The sequence below is a fragment of the Streptomyces sp. NPDC096136 genome (assembly GCF_044763325.1).
Taxonomy (GTDB): Bacteria; Actinomycetota; Actinomycetes; order Streptomycetales; family Streptomycetaceae; genus Streptomyces.
In genome coordinates, this window is sequence record NZ_JBIWFZ010000011.1 from 105,833 (window position 1) to 124,132 (window position 18,300).

Here is an 18,300-nt window from a genome sequence, read left to right on the forward strand (position 1 = left end):
AGGTCCGGATGTCCGTGGTCCTCGGGTACGACGAGTCCCCCGGCGCGGAGCGCGCCCTGCGCGTCGCGCTGGAGGTGGCCTCCGCCTTCGGGGAACCGCTGGTCCTCGTCTACGGGGCGGCCGCGCCCGGCGCCGCGGGGGAGGAGTACCGCGCCCACCGCGAGGCCGTCCTCCAGGCGGGCCGCAGCGCGCTCGCGCGGGCCGTCGAGGCCGCCGACGAGGCCGGGGTCCCCTCGACCGTCGAGGTCATGGACGACCGGCCGGCCCAGGCCCTGCTCGCCGCCGCCGAACAGCACCGCGCCCGGGTCATCATCGTCGGCACCTGGGGCGACAGCCCGATCCGCGGCGCCCTGCTCGGCTCGACCCCGCACAAGCTCCTGCACCTCTCCCCGGTCCCGGTCCTGTGCGTCCCGACCGAACCGGCCGGGGACACCCCGGACACCCCTTGACCGCGGACACCCCTCAGGAGAAGACCCCGGCGAGGTAGCCGGCCAGCCCCTCGGCGGTCGGCGGGCACAGCCGCGCCCCCAGGTAGCCGTCCGGGCGCACCACGAAGGCGGTCGGCTCCCGCACCCCGTAGCGCAGGGCGAACTCGCCCCGCGCGTCGCGGTACACGGGCAGCGCCGTGGCCCCGGCGGGCGCGGTCCCGCCCTCGGTGAGGACCGCGTACGCCGTGAGCCGCCCCGCCGGCGACCCGCCCGTCAGTGCGGCGAGTCCGGGAACGTACGCGTCCCACGCGCCGTCGGTGTACACCAGCAGCACGTGGTCGCGGTCCCTCAGCAGGTCGTGGAGCCGCAGCGGATAGGCGGGGACGTCCCCGGCCAGCCCGCCGCAGTCGGGTGCCCGGTCGCCGGGCCCCGGTCCGGCGCCGTCGGCCTCCCCCGGGGCGGGGCCGAGGACGACCGGGCTGCCGCGGTAGCCGACCAGCAGCTGGGCCTCCCGCAGCAGCGCGTCCGTCTCCTCGTCGGCCGCCCCGAGGGCCCGGCGGGCGTGGCGCACGGTCCGGCCGACCACCTCCTCGCCGACCGGCCGGCGCTCGGCGTCGTAGCTGGCCAGCAGCCCCGGGTGCGCGCGGCCGCCGACGGCGAGGGCCAGCTTCCAGGCCAGGTTCCAGGCGTCCTGGATACCGGTGTTCATCCCCTGCGCGCCGGTCGGCGGATGGATGTGCGCCGCGTCCCCGGCGACGAAGACCCGCCCGTCGGAGTACCGGTCCACGATCCGGTGGCTGATCCGGAACACCGAGGACCAGCGCATGGCGGAGGCGGTCACCGGTTGGGGCGCCATCCGGTCCAGCACGGCCTGCACGTCGCGGAGGGCGGGGGCCCGGGAGCCCTCCAGCCCGTGCGCCACCGCGTCGCCCGCCGCCGGCGCGGCGGCCGCGGAGAGCTCCGGCGGCACCGGCATGGACATCCGGTAGCGCCCCGGCCCGGGCAGCGGGACGCAGACCAGCAGGTCGTCGATCCGCCCGTCGGCGTCGTGGTGCACCGCCCGGACGGCGTAGCCGTACGGGAGGTCCCAGCCGACCTCCACGTCGGCCAGCATGTACTCCTCGGGGAAGGCCCCGCCCCCGAAGGCCAGCCCCAGCCCCTTGCGGACGGTGCTGTGCGCCCCGTCACACCCCACCAGGTACCGGGTCCGCAGCTCCTCGCCGCCGCCCGGTCCCGTCAACAGGACGGTCACCCCGTCGTCGTCCTGCGTGAAGGACACCAGCTCCGTGCCCCGCTCGATCCCGGTCCCGAAGCGGGCCAGGAAGGCCTCCAGGATCCGCTCCGTCTCGTACTGCGGCAGCGCCGCGAACCCGTACGGCACCTCCGGCGGCAGCGCCATCCGCACCGGCTCCCGCTCCTCGCCGTCGACGTAGACCAGCTGCCCGCGCAGCGGGACCGCCACCTCCAGCGCGTCGGCGACCAGGCCCGTCCGGTCCCACAGCTCCAGCGTGCGCGGCTGGACGCCCACGGCCTTCGCGTACGGCAGCCGGGCCGGCAGCCGGTCCACGATCCGGCAGGACACCCCGCGCCTGCGCAGCTCCACCGCAGCCGTCAGGCCCACCGGGCCCGCGCCCACGACGAGCACGTCCGCCGCTCCGCCGCTCATGCGTCCATCGTGGCCACCGGCGCCGAGGCCCCGCCACCCGGCACGTCCCGGGACCGATGCGGACGACCCGGCACACCGGCGGTCCGTTGGCCCGCCCGTGGCCGGAAACGTACGCGGAGGGCAGGGCCAATGGCCCAGCGGGGGGAGCCCGCCTTGAGCCAATGCCCCTGCGGATGCTTATCTGTGTCGTATCCATGTACTTTCGGCGCCGCGCAGCGCCGGCCGGCAACGACGCCGGACCGGAGCGCGGCGCCTTCGCCGTGCCCGTGAGCCGCCCACCACCCCCGGGCGGAGACCGGCCCGGCGCGCACCACTCCGAGGGGGGCGGCACACCGCCATGAAGAGGATGTTCACGGCTCCGGATCCGGGGCGCACCAGACTGAGGAACTCGACGCGCGCGGTGATCGGCACCGGCCTCGCCGTCGCGACGGCCGAACTGGCGGGGCTCTCGCTCACCGCCTCCATCACCGGCGGGCTCGCGGCCCTGCTCGCGCTGTTCACCGTCCTCGACGCCGACGTCCGCGCCCAGCGGCTGACCACCGCCCTGCTGCCCGTCGCCGGGTTCCCCGTCCTGGTCCTGGCCACCTCCCTGCACGGCATGCCGCCCGTGCGCGACGCGGCCTGGCTCGCCGTCGTCTTCGCCGGGGTCTACGCCCGCCGGTGGGGGCCGCGCGGGCACGCCCTCGGCGTCTTCGCCTTCATGATGTTCTTCGTCACCCAGTTCCTGCACGCCCGGCCCGCCCAGCTGCCCGAGCTGTTCGCCGCCGTCGCCCTGGCGCTGCTGTCGGCCGGGGCCGTCCGGTTCGTGCTGTGGCCCATCGAGCGCCGCACGCCCCCGGCCGCCGCCCCGCCGCCGCTGCCCGGCACCGGCCTCGCCCGGCCCACCACCCGCCAGGCCTTCCAGGCCACCGCCGCCTGCGCCTTCGCCCTCGGCGTCGGCCAGTTCCTGTCCGAGGACCGCTGGTACTGGGCCGTCGGCACGGCCTGGTGGATCTTCGTCAACACGGCTTCGCGCGGCGAGACCCTGGTCCGCGGCTTCCGCCGGGTCCTGGGCACCGTCGCGGGCATCGCGGCCGGCCTGCTGATCGCCGTACCCCTGCATGGCGCCCCCGCGCCCACCGCCGCCCTGGTCGCCGTCTGCGTGTTCGGCATCTTCTACACGGCCGCCCCCTCGTACTCCTGGATGATGTTCTTCGTCACCGTCATGGCCGGGCTGCTCTACGGGCTCCTCGGCGTGCTCCACCCCGGGCTGCTGCTCCTGCGCTTCGAGGAGACCGCCGCCGGCGCGCTCGGCGCGGCCCTCGGCGTCAGCCTGATCCTCCCGGTCACCACGCACGCCGCCAACGACGCCTGGATCCAGCGCGCCCTGCACTGCGTAAGGGCCTCCACCGCGGCCTCCCTGGACCGCCTCGCCGGAGACCCCGACGCCGACCCCGCCCCGCACGCCGCCGAACTGGAACTGCTCCTGGCCCGGGTCCGGATGGCGCTCGCGCCCCTGGTCCACCCGCTGAGCCCGCTGCGCGCCCGCAAGGCCCGCGCCCGCCAGGTCCTGGCCCTGCTCGACGACTGCGCACGCGAGGTGCGCGGGCTCGTCTCCGTCGCCGCGGACCCCCAGGCCTCCCACGACGCCCGGCTCGCCGCCGCCTGCTGGCGGGTCGAGGCCGCCGTGGAGGCGCTCACCGCCCCGCAGGGCGCGGCGGAGGGCGCCGCTCCCGCCACCCCGGCCGGCCCCGCGGGGGCCGAACCGGCCCTGGCCCACCTGCACGGCCTCGAAACGGCCCTGGCCGCCCTCGCCACCCCGCTGCGCACCGACCCCCGCGCCCCGCTGGTGGTCACGGCCTGACGGCCGGCGCCCCGACTCCCGGAATTCCGGGGATGGTACGGCACCCCACCGCCCCACCGCAGGCCAATGCTCGAAGATCACCCGGAGGGGTGTTCCACCGGCGCCAGGGGCCCGGCGCTGACCTGCGGCATGTACAACGGGTGATTGTTCACTGCACATTCATCCGGCATGCACAGGGTGGATCTGTCCGGACAGGGGGTAACCGCCCGGAATGGAAATTCTGCAGAAGCACTCGAGCGACGCTCAGGTGTGGGAGGAAGCCGAGGAGTTCATCCGGCTCTTCCACCGGGAGAATCCGCAGGCCGGTGATCCGCGCGCCCGGCTCGCCGCCGTACGGGCCGAGCTCGCGGAGACCGGCACCTACCGCCACACCCCCGAGGAGCTGGTCCACGGGGCCCGGGTGGCCTGGCGCAACAGCAACCGCTGCATAGGCCGGCTCTACTGGAACTCGCTGCGGGTCCGCGACCGCCGCGGGCTGACCGCCGCCGAGGACATCGCAGCCGAGTGCTTCGAGCACCTGCGCGAGGCCACCAACGGCGGCCGGGTCCGGCCCACGATCACGGTCTTCGCCCCCGACGCCCCGGGCCGGCCGGGCCCCCTGATCTGGAGCGAGCAGCTGGTGCGCTACGCCGGCTACGGGGACCACCCCTCGATAACCGTCGGCGACGCCCGCAACAGAGCGCTCACCGAAGCCCTGTTGCGCCTCGGCTGGGCCGGCGGCCCCGGCACCCCCTTCGACCTCCTCCCCCTGGTGGTCCAGGGCGTCGACGACAAGCCCCGCTGGTTCGACACCCCCGCCGACGCCGTGCTGGAGGTGCCGATCCGCCACCCCGACGAGCGGGACGACTGGTCGGACTGGGGGCTGCGCTGGCACGCCGTTCCGGCCATCTCCAACATGTGCCTGGAGATCGGCGGCGTCCACTACACGGCCGCCCCCTTCAACGGCTGGTACATGGGCACCGAGATCGGCGCCCGCAACCTCGCCGACACCGACCGCTACCACCTCCTGCCGGCCGTCGCCCGCAGGCTCGGCCTGGACGTCTCCAGCGACCGCTCGCTCTGGAAGGACCGGGCCCTGGTCGAGCTCAACCGGGCCGTGCTGGACTCCTTCGACCGGGCCGGGGTCACCATCGCCGACCACCACACCGAGTCCCGCCGGTTCCTCTCGCACCTGGAGCGCGAGGAGAGCAAGGGCCGCCCGGTGGGCGCGGACTGGTCCTGGATCGTCCCGCCCATCTCCGGCGCCGCCACCCCCGTCTTCCACCGGACCTACGAGGACCGGCCGAGCGCGACCGCGTACGTGCACCACGAGGGCGCGCAGGAGCGGGCCTGGGGGCGAGACTTGGTCTAGACCTTCTGTTACCGTCGGCTCGGAACGGATCCGGGACGGCGGAGAGGGGCACCGGTGGACGGCGCGCACAGCACGGACCACGGCGGCGGACGCCGGGCCTACATCGGCTCGTTCACCTCGGGGGGCGGCCGCGGTGTCATCACCGCGGCCGTGGATCCGGCCACCGGGGCGCTGACCCCGCTCTCGGCGGAGGGCTCCCTGCCAAACCCCTCCTACCTCGCGTTCGACCGGGGCGCGGGCGTGCTCTACGCGGTCAGCGAGGCCGACCGGGGCGCGGCGGGAGCCTTCCGCCCCACCGCCGGGGGACTCGCCGCGATCGGCGGCCCCGTCGCGGTCGGCGGCGCGGGCCCCACCCACCTCTGCCTGGCCGGGCGCAGGCTGCTGACCGCCAACTACACCTCCGGCAGCGTCAGCAGCCTGCCGCTCGCCGACGGCGGCGGAGTCCCGGCGCCCGCCTCGGTCCTGGCCTGCGAGGGCTCCGGCCCCGACCCCGACCGCCAGACGGGCCCGCACCCCCACCAGGTGCTGCCCGACCCCGCCGGCCGCTGGGTGCTCGGCGTGGACCTCGGCACCGACGAGGTGCGGGTCTTCGCGCTCGACCCGGTCACCGGCGGGCTGCGCGTCCACGCGGTGACCGCGCTGCGCCCCGGGGCGGGTCCGCGCCACCTGGCCTTCCATCCGTCGGGCGGAGTGGTCTACGTCCTGCACGAGCTGGAGCCGCTGCTGACCGTCTGCCGCTGGAACGCGGACTCGGGGCTCCTCGACCCGGTCGCGGAGGTCCCGGTCGCCCCAGCGGGCGGCCTGGACGGCGTACGGCCCTATCCCTCGGCGATCATCGTCTCGTCGGACGGCCGCTTCGTCTGGGCGGCGGTCCGCGGGACCGACACCCTGGTCACGTTCTCGCTCGCCGGCGGCCCCGAGGAGCCGCGGCCCGCGAGCACCGTCGGCTGCGGCGGCCGGTGGCCGCGCGACCTCGCCGCGGACCCGGAGGGGCGCCGCCTCTACGCGGCCAACGAGCGCTCGGGGGACGTCACCTGGTTCGACGTGGACCCCCGGACGGGCCGCCCGGTCCGGGCCGGCTCCATGCCCGCACCGGCGGCCTCCTGCGTGGTCTTCGGCTGAACTCCGCCGCGGGGTACGGCCGGCGGGCGGGCCGCAGGGGGCGGACGCGGCGCTCGGGAGGCGTTCCGGGCGCCGGAGCCGGTACGACGAGGAGGGCCCGCCCGGAACGCATCCGGGCGGGCCCTCCTCGTCGTACCGCTACTGGGCCGGAGCGCCCAGCTGGATCCCCAGGGCCGCGCTGTACTGGGCGACGGCGAGCTTGCCGAGCGCCGGGTAGGCGCCGAGCACCTCGGCGGTGGCGCAGTCGGCCTCCTTGCAGGCCGTGTCCAGCAGCCCGTCGGCCGCCTCCGGGCCGATCAGGTAGGGCGCCAGCGCGAGCTGGGCCGCGCCCGCACCGCGCAGCTCCGCGGCGACCGCGGCCACGGAACCCTCCTGGTCCAGCGCGGCGGCCATCACGGGCACCGCGAGCCGGGCGGCCAGCAGCATGCCGGTGATCCCGGCGGCCTGGACGGCCTCCTCGCCGCCGGTGGTGGCCAGGATGATGCCGTCGGCGGCGGTGGCCACGGTGAACAGGCGGGCGCGGTCGGCGCGGGCCAGGCCGGCCTCGGAGAGGCGCACGTGCAGGCCCTCGGCCAGCAGCGGGTGCGGGCCGAGGACGTCGGCCAGCTCGGCGGCGGCCGAGGAGTCCATCAGCGCCTGGCGCATCCGGCGCAGCAGGTCGGCGTCCGGACCGGCGAGCAGGGGCACGACCACGGCGTCCGGGCCGGTCGGCGCGGGCACCTCGTGGCCGGCGGCGCGGGCGAACTCCGCACGCACGGTCCGCTCCTCGGCGACGGCGCTCAGCACGCCGGACAGCGAGGGGAACTCGCTGTCCTCGGTGTCCTCGCCCTCCAGGTAGCCGATCCGGGCCTCCAGGCCCGGCAGCTCGGAGCGGCCGATGCTGATGATCTCCTCGGCGAGGCCCCGGGAGGCTGCCGAGGGGGCACCGGGCACGGCGAGCACCAGCGCGGGCGCGCCCTCGGGCGCCACCGCGGGCTCGGGCCGGCGGTGCCGTCCGGTCTGGCGGGGTCGCGGCATTCGTACGGGCAGGCCGTTTGCGGGCCCAGTGGGGGAGCTCATGGCGCCGCATGCTACTGGCTTATCGGAAGCAGGTGTTCGGGCAGGGCCCGCGCAGGTGGCATCTGTCCCCATTTATCCGTTGAATGTCATACACGCTTCAACCGGATCACCTGACGGACGGCGAGGACCGGTCGACGGAACGTGCCGGTAACGCCCTGTCAGTGTGACCCAGTAGAGTGACGCAGCGTGGCACCACGACCCTTGAACGAACTTGTCGAGGCGGGCTGGGCGAAGGCCCTGGAACCCGTCGCGGACCGCATCGCGGGCATGGGGAACTTCCTCCGGACCGAGATAGCGGCCGGCCGGACCTACCTCCCGTCCGGGGCGAACGTCCTGCGCGCGTTCCAGCAGCCCTTCGACGACGTCCGCGTACTGATCGTCGGACAGGACCCCTACCCGACGCCCGGCCATGCCATCGGGCTGAGCTTCGCGGTCGCCCCCGAGGTGCAGCCGGTGCCGGGCAGCCTGGAGAACATCTTCCGGGAGATGCACACCGACCTGGGGCTGCCCAGGCCCTCCAACGGGGACCTGACCCCGTGGACGAGGCAGGGCGTGCTGCTGCTCAACCGGGCCCTGACCACCGCGCCGCGCAAGCCCGGGTCGCACCGGGGCAAGGGCTGGGAGGAGGTCACCGAGCAGGCCATCCGGGCGCTCGCCGCCCGCGGCAAGCCGATGGTGTCCATCCTCTGGGGCCGCGACGCCCGCAACTGCCGGCCGCTGCTCGGCAGCCTCCCGGTGATCGAGTCCGCGCACCCCTCTCCCATGTCGGCGGACCGCGGATTCTTCGGCTCGCGCCCCTTCAGCCGGGCGAACGAGCTGCTCGCCCGGGAAGGCGGCCTGCCCGTCGACTGGCGCCTGCCGTAACACCCGGCGGCTGGCGGCCGGCGGCCGGGACCGCCGGTCAGCGGACGGCGGCCAGGACGTGGCTCGGGCCGACCTGCCAGACGGCCCCCACGTCCGTGAACCCGGCTTCGCGCAGCAGCGCGACATGGCCGGACACCGTGAGGTCGTTGCCCTCGCACGGGGCCCGCCCGCCCTCCCCGCCGTGGGAGAGCAGGGGGGCCAGCTCCGGGTCGCCGGCCGCTCCCGACCACCAGGACTCCCAGTCCTCCTCGTGTCCGCACACGGCGTGGCGTGCGGCGTGGCGGCGCCCGACGTCCCGGGCGAGTTCGGACATCCTGGCCGAGTCCGGGCTGATGTGGTCGCCGTTGACCAGGATCCCACCCGGCCGCAGCAGCCCGGCGAGCTCCCCGTACACCCGGCGCAGGGTCCGCTCCCCGAGGTAGTGGAGGGCGGTGGTCGACACCACGGCGTCCGCGGGCCGGTCCAGGCCCAGCCGGTCCAGCCAGCCCGGTTCGCCGATCAGCGCGTTGACGAAGCGCAGGGCCCGGCCGTAGTGGGCGCTGCCCAGTTCCAGCAGCAGCGGGTCCGCGTCGACCGCGAGCACCTCGGCTCCCGGCAGGCGGGCGGCGAGCCGGGCGGCCAGGCACCCGGGGCCGCTGCCCAGGTCGAGCACCAGCGGAGCCGGCCGGCCGCCGGCGACGTGCTCCACGAGGTCGGCGATGACCGCGAACCTCTCCTCGCGGTCGACCGCGTACAACTGCTGCTGGCGCTCCCAGCGCTCGACCCAGCGCGCCGCCGTCCCCGTACTCACACCCGCGCCCGCACCCATGCCCGTGCCCATGCCGCTCGCACTGCCTCCGTCGCCGAAGCCGCAACCCGCTCATGGAAATCATTCCAGACTGGCGAGGACGGCGAGGAGCCGTTCCATCTCCTCGGGGGTGTTGTGGACGTGCAGGCTGACGCGCACCGAGCCCTCCCGCGCACCGGGTCCGGCCTGGCAGTGGCCGTCCGTCCGCACCATGAACCCGTGACTGAAAAGGATGAACCCGAGATCCCGCGAGTCGATCCCCCGGTGGCGGAACGTGACCAGGCTGCGCCGGCGCTGGACCCGTGACCCGGCCGCCAGGCTGGTCCGGCAGCCCAGCACCTCGTAGGCGTCCAGCCGGTCCAGCCCGTCGGTCAGCAGCGCGGTCAGCGCCACCGTCCAGCGCTCGATCCGGCCGGTGCCGGCGGCGTCCAGCCAGTCCAGGGCCGCCGCCAGGCTCGCGATCCCGGCCGTGTTCGGGGTCCCGCTCCAGCCGCCGGGCCGCAGCCGCGGGCCGCGCAGCCCGCGGGCCCAGACCGCGCCCGACCCGGGCAGGGCCATCGCCTTGTGGCCGGAGAACACCACGAAGTCCACGTCGAGGCCGGCCACCGAGACCGGCAGGTGGCCGATGCTCTGCGCCGCGTCCAGACAGATCGGCACCTGGGGCCCGACCACCTGGCGGATCCGGTGCACGTTCATGTCCGCCCCGTAGACGTGGTGGACGTGGGTGGCGGCCACGAAACGGGTCCGCGGCCCGGTGACCGCCGCGAGCGCCCGCGGATCGTAGTCACCGGAAGCGGCCTGGTACGGCAGCTCACGGACCCGTACGCGCACGCCCTGCCGGGCCAGCAGGTCCCGGGCCTCCAGCCACGGCGACAGGTTCGCCTGGTGGTCGGCGAACGGGACGACGATCTCGTCGCCGTCGACGAGCAGGGCCGGCAGCCAGTCCCGCGCCACGGTCCGCAGCCCTTCCGTGGTCCCGCTGGTGAAGTGGACCGAGGACCGCTCCGGATCGGGATCGCCGAGGAAGCGCTTGACCCGTTCCCGGGCGCCCTCCACCAGCGCCGTCGTGGTGTTGGCCCAGGGGTAGGAGCCGCGGGCCGCGTTGGCGTTGGAGGTGGTCAGGTACGCCTGTACCGCGTCCAGGACGGGCTGCGGCTTCTGGGAGGTGGCGGCGCTGTCCAGGTAGACCAGGTCCGGGTTGCCCCCGATGATCGGGAACTGGGCGCGCAGCGGCCGCTGCCAGTCGGCGAGCGCCGCCAGCTCGGTGGCGGGGGCGGCCATGTCAGTCACGCACCAGGGGGGCGCCGGCGTCCCGCCAGGCGATGATCCCGCCGGCCAGGCTGCGGACGTCGGGGTGGCCCATGCGGGTCAGCAGGGCTGCGTACAGGGCCGACTTCTCGCCGACCGGGCAGGCCAGCAGCACCGGCCGGCTCCGGCCGAACGGCAGCCCGCCGCGTACGAGTTCGTCGAAGAGCTCGTCCACGATGTTCACCGACCCCTCGATGTGCAGCGCGGCGTACGCGAACGGGCCGCGCAGGTCCACCACCAGCGGGTCGCGCTCCGCGATCCACGTGCGGGCCTCGTCGACGCCGATGACGGCGGCCGCGGCGGCCTCGGCCTCGGTCAGGGTGGCGACCGAGTTCCTGACGGGTGGCAGCCCCAGCAGGTCCGGGCGGCGCCGGCGGACGTAGCCGGTGTAGCTCTCCACCCGGTCGCAGACGATGAACACCGCCGTCCTGCGCTCCGTCAGCCCGGCGTCGAGCTCCCGCAGATGGCGGACCGCGCCGAAGTAGGCGGCCCCGCCGGTCGGTCCGGCCAGCAGTCCGCAGCGCCGCAGCAGCGTCAGCATCCCCTCGATGGCCTCGTCGGAGGTGACCGGCTCCAGGGTGTCGTAGGTGGCCGGGTCGAAGATGCCGACCTCCTGCACCTCGTCGATGGTGCGGATGCCGGGGATGAAGTCGGCCTTCTCGCCGACCAGGCCGAGGACGCGCACCTTCGGGTCGTGCGCGCGCAGCGCCCGGGCCACCCCGGTGGAGGAGCCGGCCGTGCCCACGCAGGCGACGAACCAGTCGGGGGCCCGGCCGTCCAGGTCCGCGATGATCTCCGGTCCGGTCCCGGAGGCGTGGGCCTCGGTGTTGCGGGGGTTGAAGTACTGGTCGGTGTGGAGGTGGGCGCTGCCGGGGAGGTTCAGCTGGCGGTGGAAGAGGGTCAGCGGGTCGTCCTCGTCGGTCGGGTCGAGGCACTCGCTGCGGCCGGGGAGCTCCTCGATCTCGGCGCCGAGCAGCAGGAGCAGGTCCTTGACCTCGGGTATGCGCATCCGGTTGGTGACGCTCTTGAAGGGCAGTCCGTGCAGTCCGGCGATGAGCGCCAGGGCCTTGGCGGTGTTCCCGCTGGACAGTTCGACGACCGTCTCGCCGCGCCCGGCGGCGCCGGCGAGCGCGTCGCGGGTCATGTTCCAGGCGGCCCGGTCCTTGAGCGAGCCGAAGGGGTTGAGCATCTCCAGCTTGGCGTAGAGGTCGATGTGGCGCAGGCCGTGCACGGCCGGATCGATGCGGACCAGCGGTGTCCCGCCGATCGCTTCGGTGATGCTGTCGTACCTCATCCCTGGGCTTCCCCCGTCCGTGTGAGCGGCCAGTACTGCTCGTCCAGGCACCACCGCCAGCCGCCGTCCCCCTCCCGGTGGACGGCGACCTTGCGCGCGACGGCCTGCCCCTGGGCGCGGGTGGCGCCGAAGTCCATGCAGTAGCCGGCGGTGTTGGCGAAGGCGAGGAGGTCGCCGGGGCGCGGCTGCCGGGGCAGGAACACGGTCCGGCGGGTGATCAGGTCCGATTCCAGGCACAGGTTGCCCATGAGGTGCACGGCCACCGGGGCCCCCGCGTCGGGCGGGGCCGGGCTGCGGGGCAGGACCACCGGGTCCACGAGGACCCCGTGGTCCTCCAGACCGACGTCGCCGGCGTTCATCGCGAGGCGCACCAGCCTTTCCCCGCCGTCGGAGTCCCGCACCTCCAGGACCCTCCCGAGGGTGAGCCCGCACTGGTCGGCCAGGGCGCGGCCCGGTTCGGCGTAGAGGTCGTAGAGGCCCTCCAGGAGCAGGGTGCCCAGCGGGCGGCCCAGCCCGGGCGCCGGATGCGCGAGCAGTTCGTCGAGGTATCCGGGGCCGGCGGTGGGCCGGTGGGCCGGGTAGAGGCCGAGCGCGCCGCGGAGGGTCCCGTTCTCGGCGCGCAGGCCGTAGCCGTGGCCGCCCCAGGACAGGGGCGGGCGGGTGCCCATGACGGCGCGGGTGAGCTCGGTGGTGTAGCGCTCCCACTGGGCTGCGTGGGCCAGGTATCCGACGCCGAAGCCGCCGCCGACGTCGATCGCCGTCGGCCGCAGGCCGCGCATCCGCAGCTCCTCCATGGCGTGCAGGCAACCCTCCAGCGCCGTCGCCTTCTCCTCCACGCTGGTGGTGTCGAGGTGGTAGCCGACGCCGACGGGCTCCAGCTCCCCGCGGTGGCGGTCGAGGACGTCGAGCAGGTGGTGCAGGGACTTCACGGAGGTGCCGAAGCGGCTGCGGCGCGAGAGCCGCCGGGCCCCGGCGGCCTCGAACCCGGACAGCCGCAACAGGACGCGCAGGCGCGGCAGTCCGTGCGCGCGCACGAGGGCCGCCGCCCGCTCCAGCTCGCCGGGCCCGTCGGCGTTGACGAGCGCCCCGCTGCGCGCGGCGAGCCAGAGGAACTCGGGGTCCTTGGGGCCGGTGGCCATCAACTCCGCTCCGGCGAACCCGGACCCCAGGGCGTGCTGCAACTCCGTGAGCGAGGCGGCGTCGAGGGCCGCTCCGGTGGTGGTGAGCCGGCGCACCAGGGCGCTGGAGCGGTTGGCCTTGTGCGCGAAGTAGACGCGTCCGGCGAGCCGGTGACGGGCGAACACCGCGCGGAAGCCGCGGACGTTGTCGGCGATCTGGTCGGGCAGGATCACGTTGAGGGGGGATCCGAGGGCGTCGACGAGGGCGTGCAGGAGCGCCGGCGATTCCAGGAGGGCCGCCGCGCGCGGTGCGAGCCTCGGTTCCAGGTACAGGGGGGCGTGGTGCGAAGGGTCGCCGTACGAGGGGTCGTTGCTCATCCCAGCTGTTCCTCTCCGTCGAGGAATGCGTACCGGTGCCGGCGAACGGTCATAAGACCGTAACCCCCGCGGGGCATTTTTGTCAGAGGACGAGGCTCATCAGGATCTCGTCCCGGTCGTCGCCGGGCGCGACCCGCAGCGCGCCCGGCCACCGGCCGACCTCCACCCAGCCGAGCCCGCGGTAGAAGTCCTCCAGCCCGAGGCCGCCCCGGACGGCGATGGCCAGCCGTTCCAGGCCCATCTCCTCCCGGGCGACGGCCGGGACCCGGTTCATCAGGGCGGTGGCGATCCCGCGGCCGCGCAGCCGGGGGAGGGTCTGGACGTGGTTGACCGCCCCGCGGTGCGCGACGAGCGGGTGGCGGTCGCGGCGCACGACCAGCCAGCCGGCGAGCGCGCCGCCGACGGTGGCGACGAGCAGCCTGCCGAGGTCGGGGTCGAGGGAGCGGACGAGCCCGTCGACCACGGGGGCGACGTGGGACCGGCGTACGGGAGGCAGCGGGAACTCGGCGGCGAGGACCGCGCCGCCGGAGTTGACCACCGCCTCCCAGCAGTCGACGAGCTCCTCCCGGAGCTCCGGGGCGACCTCCTCGGGTCGGGTCAACTGCCGCAGTTCCGGGGGCTCGTGCGCGCTCATGCCCGCCAGCCTCCCAGATGCGGGTCCCTTCGCGCGGGAGGTCAGGGCAGCACGGCGGCCCGGACGCAGAGCACGTCGGGGAGGTGGTCGGCCAGCAGTCGCCAGCTGTCGCCGTCGTCGTCGCTGGCGTACAGCTCGCCGTTGCGGTTGCCGAAGTAGACGCCCGCCGGGTCCGCGTCGTCCGTGCACAGGGCGTCGCGCAGCACCGTGCCGTAGTGGTCCCCGTCGGGCAGCCCCTTGGCCAGCGGCTCCCAGGTGGCGCCGGCGTCGCGGGTGCGGAAGACGCGGCAGCGGCGTCCGGCCGGGACCCGGTCGGAGTCGGCGTTCAGCGGGAAGACGTAGGCCGTGTCCGGGCGGTGCGGGTGGGCGGCGACGGCGAAGCCGAAGTCGGAGGGCAGGCCGGAGCCGATGTCGGTCCACTCGGCGCCCGCGTCGTCGCTGCGGTAGACCCCCCAGTGGTTCTGGAGGTAGAGCCGGTCGGGGTTCCCGGCATCCTGGGCGATCTTGTGGACGCACTGGCCGAACTCGGGGTTCGGGTCGGGCAGGAACACCGCCGAGACCCCGTGGTTGGACGGGCTCCAGCTCGCGCCGCCGTCCCGGGTGCGGAACACCCCGGCGGTGGAGACCGCCACGGTCACCGCGGCCGGGTCGGCGGGGTCGGTGATCACCGTGTGCAGCCCCTCGCCGCCGCCGCCCGGCACCCACGCGGAGCGGGTCGGATGCTCCCACAGCGGCCGGACCAGCTCGAAGGAGCCGCCCCGGTCGACCGAGCGGAACAGGGCGGCCGGCTCCGTCCCCGCGTAGACCACGCCCGGGGCCTCCGGGCCGGCCGGGTGCAGCTGCCAGACCCGTTCCAGGGAGGCGCCGGTGTCCTTCGGGAACCTCACGGCGGGCTCGGCGGGCTCCTGCCAGCTGCCGCCGAGGTCGTCGGAGGTGAAGACGGACGGCCCCCAGTGCGAGCTGTCCCCGGCGACCAGCAGGCGCGCCGCCGGGCCCCGCGCGTCGATGGCGACCGCCGAGACGGCCTGGGCGTTGAAGTGTGGTCCGTCGAACCGCCAGGGGCCCGGGCCCCGGCGCCGGCCGATGAACAGCCCCTTGCGGGTCCCAGCGAGCAGCAGCACGTCGGTCATGGCCGACACCTCCGGACGTCCTTGTCCTGATACGGCAGGTTTCCCGCCAGTGTGCACCCACCCGCCGACAGGGCCCGCCGAGGCGGGGCCGGAGGCCGTCGCGGGGCACCCCCGGGCCACTTGTACGGGAGGTCTCGTACTACGAGAGATTTCGTAGTACGGTATCTCTCGTACTTAGCGCCGCGCCGACCCCGGTGCGCGTCCGGTGACATCTGGAGAACCCCATGAGTGCCGCACCCGCTGCCTTCGCCGCCCTTTTCCAGCCCTACACCCTCCGGTCGGTGACCATCCCGAACCGGATCTGGATGGCGCCGATGTGCCAGTACAGCGCCGAGGCCTTCGGCCCGAACGCCGGCGTGGCCCTGGAGTGGCACTTCGCGCACTACGCGGCCCGCGCCACCGGCGGCACCGGCCTGATCATCCAGGAGGCCACCGCCGTCTCCCCGGAGGGCCGGATCAGCCCGCAGGACCTCGGCATCTGGAACGACACCCAGGTCGAGGCCCTCCGCCGGATCACCTCCTTCGTCAAGTCCCAGGGCTCCGTCCCCGGCATCCAGATCGGCCACGCCGGCCGCAAGGCCTCCACCGACCAGCCCTGGAAGGGCGGCGGCCCGGTCGGCGAGGAGGCGCACGGCTGGCGGCCCAGCGCCCCCAGCGCGGTGGCCTTCGACGAGGGCCACCCCGTGCCCCACGAGGTCGGCGCCGAGGAGATCCGCGAGATCACCGGCCAGTTCGCCGCCGCCGCCGAGCGGGCCCTGGCCGCCGGCTACGAGGTCCTCGAGATCCACGGCGCCCACGGCTACCTCATCGGGGAGTTCCTCTCCCCGCACAGCAACCGGCGCACCGACTCCTACGGCGGCTCCTTCGAGAACCGCACCCGCTTCGCCCTGGAGGTCGTGGACGCCGTGCGGGCCGTGTGGCCCGAGGAGCTCCCGCTGTTCTTCCGGATCTCGGCCACCGACTGGCTGGAGGAGGACGGCTGGACCGCCGACGAGACGGTCCGGCTGGCCGCCCTGCTGGAGGAGCACGGCGTGGACCTGCTGGACGTCTCCACCGGCGGGCTCGCCCCCCGCGTGAAGATCCCCACGGGTCCCGGGTACCAGGTGCCCTTCGCCGCCCGGGTCAAGGCCGAGACGACCCTCCCGGTCGCGGCGGTCGGCCTGATCACGGAGCCCGAGCAGGCCGAGAAGATCCTGGCCAACGGCGAGGCCGACGCCGTCCTCCTCGGCCGTGAGCTGCTGCGCGACCCGTTCTGGGCCCGCCGCGCGGCGGCCGAACTCGGCGCGGAGCTCCCGGTCCCCGGCCAGTACCAGCGCGCCTGGTGAACGCGGGCGGCGCCGGGGCGTGCGCACCCGCGCCCCGGCGCCGCCCCGGCCCGCTCGTACGAAGGTTCTCGTACGATGGGACCCGGGCCCCCGGGGCCCGGCCGGAACCCGAAGGAGTGGAGCAGGACATGACGGAACGTGACGCGCCCCGTGCCCTCGCCCACCCCGAGGCGGACGAGATCCGCCTGGAGGGGGTGCTCCACGCCCTCTCCGACCCGCTGCGGCTGTCCATCGTCCGCGAGCTCGCGGACCAGGGGGTCGAGCTGGCCTGCTCGGACTTCGTCCTTCCGGTGACCAAGTCCACGACGACGCACCACTTCCGCGTCCTGCGCGAGAGCGGCGTCGTCCGCCAGACCTACCGCGGCACGGCCAAGATGAACGGCCTGCGCCGCGAGGACCTCCAGTCCCTCTTCCCCGGCCTCCTCGACACCCTCCTGACGGCGGCCGCCGCCCAGGAGTCGAGGCTGGCGGAGCGCCCCCCGGCGCAGACGCCCTAGCCGCGCGTGGTCCGTACGGTGCAGCGGTACGCCGCCCGGGCCGGACCCGCGCCGAATGCCGTAGACGTCCGGGTTCCGGTGACGGAACCGGTCACCCTACGCCAGGCCCGCCGCCGCGCGGAGGCCCGGCCAGTCGGGGATCTTGACCGAGCGGCGGCCCAGGGAGCGGCCCAGTTCCGCTTCGGCCGCCTCGATCGACAGCCAGCCCGGCCATTCCACCGGGCGCAGCCCCGCCGCGCGGAGCGCGTCCAGGGGGTCGCCCGAGAGGTCGCGGCGGGCCAGGGCGCCCGCGTCCTGGAGCAGGGAGGAGACCGTCTCCTTGGCGCAGGGGCGGTTGGTGCCGATCACCCCCGTCGGTCCGCGTTTGATCCAGCCCGCCACGTACTCGCCGACCGAGGCCCGCCCGGCGCGGAGCACCCGGCCCGCGGCGTGCGGCACGGTGCCGGTGGCCGGGTCGAAGGGCAGGCCGGGCAGGGGGACGCCCAGGTAGCCCACCGAGCGGAGCACCAGCTGCGCCTCCACGTCCTCGTGGACGCCCGTCCCGGCCACCCCGCCCCGCCCGTCCGGCGCGGTCCGCTCGAAGCGCATCCCGCGGACGCGGCCGTCCGGGCCGCCCAGCACCTCCGCCGGGCGCAGGTAGAAGCGCAGGGAGACCTCCCGTTCCCGGTCCCCGCCGGGCTCCGGGCCCCCGGCCCAGCCGCGCAGCACCTCCAGGTTGCGCCGGGCCGCCGCGGGCAGGGCCGCGGCCGCGGCCGGGTCGGCGTACGCCGGGTCGAGGGCCAGCTCGGCGGGGTCCGCGCGGATGCCCACCCCGGGCAGGGTGCCCAGCTCCCGGAGCTCCTTGGTGGTGAACTTCGCCTGCGAGGGGCCGCGCCGGGCCACCATCGCCACCGTCCGCACCCCGCTGTCGGCCAGCGCGCCCAGCGCCGGCTGGGGCATGTCGGTGGGCTCCAGCTCGGGCACGCCCCGGGCGAGGATCCGGGTCACGTCCACCGCGACGTTGCCCGCGCCGATTACCACGGCCGAGCGGACCCCGCCCAGGTCGAAGGAGCCCGCGTCGGGGTGTCCGCTGTACCAGGACACGAAGGCCGTCGCGGAGTGCACCCCGGCCAGCCCCTCGCCCGGGATCCCGAGCGTCCGGTCCCGCGCCGCGCCCACGCAGTACACCACCGCGTGGTACAGCTCCAGCATCCGGGCGGTGGTCAGCGGTCCGTCCCCGACCTCCACGTTCCCGAGGAACCGGATCCGCTCGTCCTCCAGGACGGAGCGCAGGTTTCCGGTCAGGGACTTGATCTTCTCGTGGTCGGGGGCCACCCCGTACCGGACGAGGCCGTACGGAGCCGGCAGCCGGTCCAGCACGTCGACCCGTACGCCCGGGACCTCACGTTGCTCGACCAGTGTCTGGGCGGCGTAGACCCCGCTGGGGCCCGAGCCGACGACGGCGACACGAAGCACGGCGGAACTCCCTCCCGCAGGTGCTCCCCAGGATGCCACCG

16 protein-coding genes are annotated in these 18,300 nt (G+C 75.2%); 7 read left to right on the forward strand and 9 right to left on the reverse strand.

The window, feature by feature from the left end:
* Positions 1-8 precede the first annotated feature (8 nt).
* Positions 9-449, forward strand: a complete 441-nt coding sequence (locus ACIRBY_RS22990; RefSeq protein ID WP_403903153.1) for a universal stress protein — start codon at positions 9-11, stop codon at positions 447-449.
* Between the two features lie 13 nt (positions 450-462).
* Here ACIRBY_RS22990 and ACIRBY_RS22995 read toward each other — a convergent pair whose 3' ends face one another.
* Positions 463-2,094: an FAD-dependent monooxygenase gene (locus tag ACIRBY_RS22995; protein ID WP_403903155.1), complete on the reverse strand. Its 1,632-nt coding sequence runs from the start codon at positions 2,092-2,094 to the stop codon at positions 463-465.
* Between the two features lie 337 nt (positions 2,095-2,431).
* Here ACIRBY_RS22995 and ACIRBY_RS23000 point away from each other — a divergent pair, with 337 nt between their 5' ends.
* The 3 genes from ACIRBY_RS23000 to ACIRBY_RS23010 all read left to right on the forward strand — a co-directional run bounded on the left by ACIRBY_RS23000 (position 2,432) and on the right by ACIRBY_RS23010 (position 6,410).
* Entirely contained in the window at positions 2,432-3,937 is a 1,506-nt protein-coding gene (locus ACIRBY_RS23000; protein ID WP_403903157.1) for an FUSC family protein, read from the forward strand.
* A 211-nt stretch (positions 3,938-4,148) separates the two neighbouring features.
* The gene (locus ACIRBY_RS23005; RefSeq protein ID WP_403903160.1) at positions 4,149-5,288 is read left to right on the forward strand and encodes a nitric oxide synthase oxygenase; all 1,140 of its coding nucleotides are present in this window, start codon (positions 4,149-4,151) and stop codon (positions 5,286-5,288) included.
* A 54-nt stretch (positions 5,289-5,342) separates the two neighbouring features.
* Complete coding sequence (locus ACIRBY_RS23010; protein WP_403903163.1) at positions 5,343-6,410, forward strand: lactonase family protein; 1,068 nt, start codon at positions 5,343-5,345, stop codon at positions 6,408-6,410.
* A 138-nt stretch (positions 6,411-6,548) separates the two neighbouring features.
* On the opposite strand, the gene ACIRBY_RS23015 is transcribed toward ACIRBY_RS23010, so the two are convergent.
* Positions 6,549-7,469, reverse strand: a complete 921-nt coding sequence (locus tag ACIRBY_RS23015; protein ID WP_403903166.1) for a hypothetical protein — start codon at positions 7,467-7,469, stop codon at positions 6,549-6,551.
* Between the two features lie 186 nt (positions 7,470-7,655).
* On the opposite strand from ACIRBY_RS23015, the gene ACIRBY_RS23020 reads away from it, so the two are divergent.
* Positions 7,656-8,333 carry a uracil-DNA glycosylase gene (locus ACIRBY_RS23020; protein WP_403903169.1) on the forward strand — a complete coding sequence of 226 codons (678 nt, stop codon included), beginning with the start codon at positions 7,656-7,658 and terminating at the stop codon, positions 8,331-8,333.
* A gap of 37 nt (positions 8,334-8,370) precedes the next feature.
* Here ACIRBY_RS23020 and ACIRBY_RS23025 read toward each other — a convergent pair whose 3' ends face one another.
* From ACIRBY_RS23025 to ACIRBY_RS23050, 6 genes are all read right to left on the reverse strand, one after another.
* A complete protein-coding gene (locus tag ACIRBY_RS23025) occupies positions 8,371-9,141 on the reverse strand; it encodes a class I SAM-dependent methyltransferase (RefSeq protein WP_403903576.1) in 771 nt (256 codons plus the stop codon).
* 60 nt (positions 9,142-9,201) lie between these two features.
* Positions 9,202-10,401: an aminotransferase class V-fold PLP-dependent enzyme gene (locus tag ACIRBY_RS23030; RefSeq protein WP_403903172.1), complete on the reverse strand. Its 1,200-nt coding sequence runs from the start codon at positions 10,399-10,401 to the stop codon at positions 9,202-9,204.
* Position 10,402: 1 nt separating this feature from the next.
* Positions 10,403-11,722 carry a pyridoxal-phosphate dependent enzyme gene (locus ACIRBY_RS23035; RefSeq protein ID WP_403903175.1) on the reverse strand — a complete coding sequence of 440 codons (1,320 nt, stop codon included), beginning with the start codon at positions 11,720-11,722 and terminating at the stop codon, positions 10,403-10,405.
* Positions 11,719-13,218, reverse strand: a complete 1,500-nt coding sequence (locus tag ACIRBY_RS23040) for a Y4yA family PLP-dependent enzyme (protein ID WP_403903178.1) — start codon at positions 13,216-13,218, stop codon at positions 11,719-11,721. Before ACIRBY_RS23040 ends, ACIRBY_RS23035 begins: the two co-directional genes overlap by 4 nt.
* A gap of 82 nt (positions 13,219-13,300) precedes the next feature.
* Positions 13,301-13,852, reverse strand: a complete 552-nt coding sequence (locus ACIRBY_RS23045; protein ID WP_403903181.1) for a GNAT family N-acetyltransferase — start codon at positions 13,850-13,852, stop codon at positions 13,301-13,303.
* A gap of 41 nt (positions 13,853-13,893) precedes the next feature.
* Entirely contained in the window at positions 13,894-14,982 is a 1,089-nt protein-coding gene (locus ACIRBY_RS23050) for a WD40/YVTN/BNR-like repeat-containing protein (protein WP_403903184.1), read from the reverse strand.
* Between the two features lie 224 nt (positions 14,983-15,206).
* Between ACIRBY_RS23050 and ACIRBY_RS23055 the strand changes: the two genes are divergently transcribed.
* Together ACIRBY_RS23055 and ACIRBY_RS23060 are read left to right on the forward strand one after the other, a co-directional pair.
* Positions 15,207-16,307 (forward strand): NADH:flavin oxidoreductase/NADH oxidase, encoded by a 1,101-nt coding sequence (locus ACIRBY_RS23055; RefSeq protein ID WP_403903187.1) that lies wholly within the window; start codon positions 15,207-15,209, stop codon positions 16,305-16,307.
* Between the two features lie 128 nt (positions 16,308-16,435).
* On the forward strand, positions 16,436-16,804 hold the full coding sequence (locus ACIRBY_RS23060) for an ArsR/SmtB family transcription factor (RefSeq protein WP_403903190.1): 369 nt from the start codon (positions 16,436-16,438) through the stop codon (positions 16,802-16,804).
* A 96-nt stretch (positions 16,805-16,900) separates the two neighbouring features.
* On the opposite strand, the gene ACIRBY_RS23065 is transcribed toward ACIRBY_RS23060, so the two are convergent.
* Positions 16,901-18,259 carry an FAD-dependent oxidoreductase gene (locus tag ACIRBY_RS23065; protein WP_403903193.1) on the reverse strand — a complete coding sequence of 453 codons (1,359 nt, stop codon included), beginning with the start codon at positions 18,257-18,259 and terminating at the stop codon, positions 16,901-16,903.
* Between the last annotated feature and the right edge of the window lie 41 nt (positions 18,260-18,300).

What these genes read in the sequence shown, in the direction of transcription:
- ACIRBY_RS23030 (WP_403903172.1), bottom strand. Translation starts at nt 10,401, where the DNA reads ATGGCCGCCCCCGCCACCGAGCTGGCGGCGCTCGCCGACTGGCAGCGG.
- ACIRBY_RS22995 (WP_403903155.1), bottom strand. Translation starts at nt 2,094, where the DNA reads ATGAGCGGCGGAGCGGCGGACGTGCTCGTCGTGGGCGCGGGCCCGGTG.
- ACIRBY_RS23045 (WP_403903181.1), bottom strand. Translation starts at nt 13,852, where the DNA reads ATGAGCGCGCACGAGCCCCCGGAACTGCGGCAGTTGACCCGACCCGAG.
- ACIRBY_RS23040 (WP_403903178.1), bottom strand. Translation starts at nt 13,218, where the DNA reads ATGAGCAACGACCCCTCGTACGGCGACCCTTCGCACCACGCCCCCCTG.
- ACIRBY_RS23025 (WP_403903576.1), bottom strand. Translation starts at nt 9,141, where the DNA reads ATGGGTGCGGGCGCGGGTGTGAGTACGGGGACGGCGGCGCGCTGGGTC.
- ACIRBY_RS23055 (WP_403903187.1), top strand. Translation starts at nt 15,207, where the DNA reads ATGAGTGCCGCACCCGCTGCCTTCGCCGCCCTTTTCCAGCCCTACACC.
- ACIRBY_RS23000 (WP_403903157.1), top strand. Translation starts at nt 2,432, where the DNA reads ATGAAGAGGATGTTCACGGCTCCGGATCCGGGGCGCACCAGACTGAGG.
- ACIRBY_RS23060 (WP_403903190.1), top strand. Translation starts at nt 16,436, where the DNA reads ATGACGGAACGTGACGCGCCCCGTGCCCTCGCCCACCCCGAGGCGGAC.
- ACIRBY_RS23035 (WP_403903175.1), bottom strand. Translation starts at nt 11,722, where the DNA reads ATGAGGTACGACAGCATCACCGAAGCGATCGGCGGGACACCGCTGGTC.
- ACIRBY_RS23005 (WP_403903160.1), top strand. Translation starts at nt 4,149, where the DNA reads ATGGAAATTCTGCAGAAGCACTCGAGCGACGCTCAGGTGTGGGAGGAA.
- ACIRBY_RS23050 (WP_403903184.1), bottom strand. Translation starts at nt 14,982, where the DNA reads ATGACCGACGTGCTGCTGCTCGCTGGGACCCGCAAGGGGCTGTTCATC.
- ACIRBY_RS22990 (WP_403903153.1), top strand. Translation starts at nt 9, where the DNA reads ATGTCCGTGGTCCTCGGGTACGACGAGTCCCCCGGCGCGGAGCGCGCC.
- ACIRBY_RS23015 (WP_403903166.1), bottom strand. Translation starts at nt 7,469, where the DNA reads ATGAGCTCCCCCACTGGGCCCGCAAACGGCCTGCCCGTACGAATGCCG.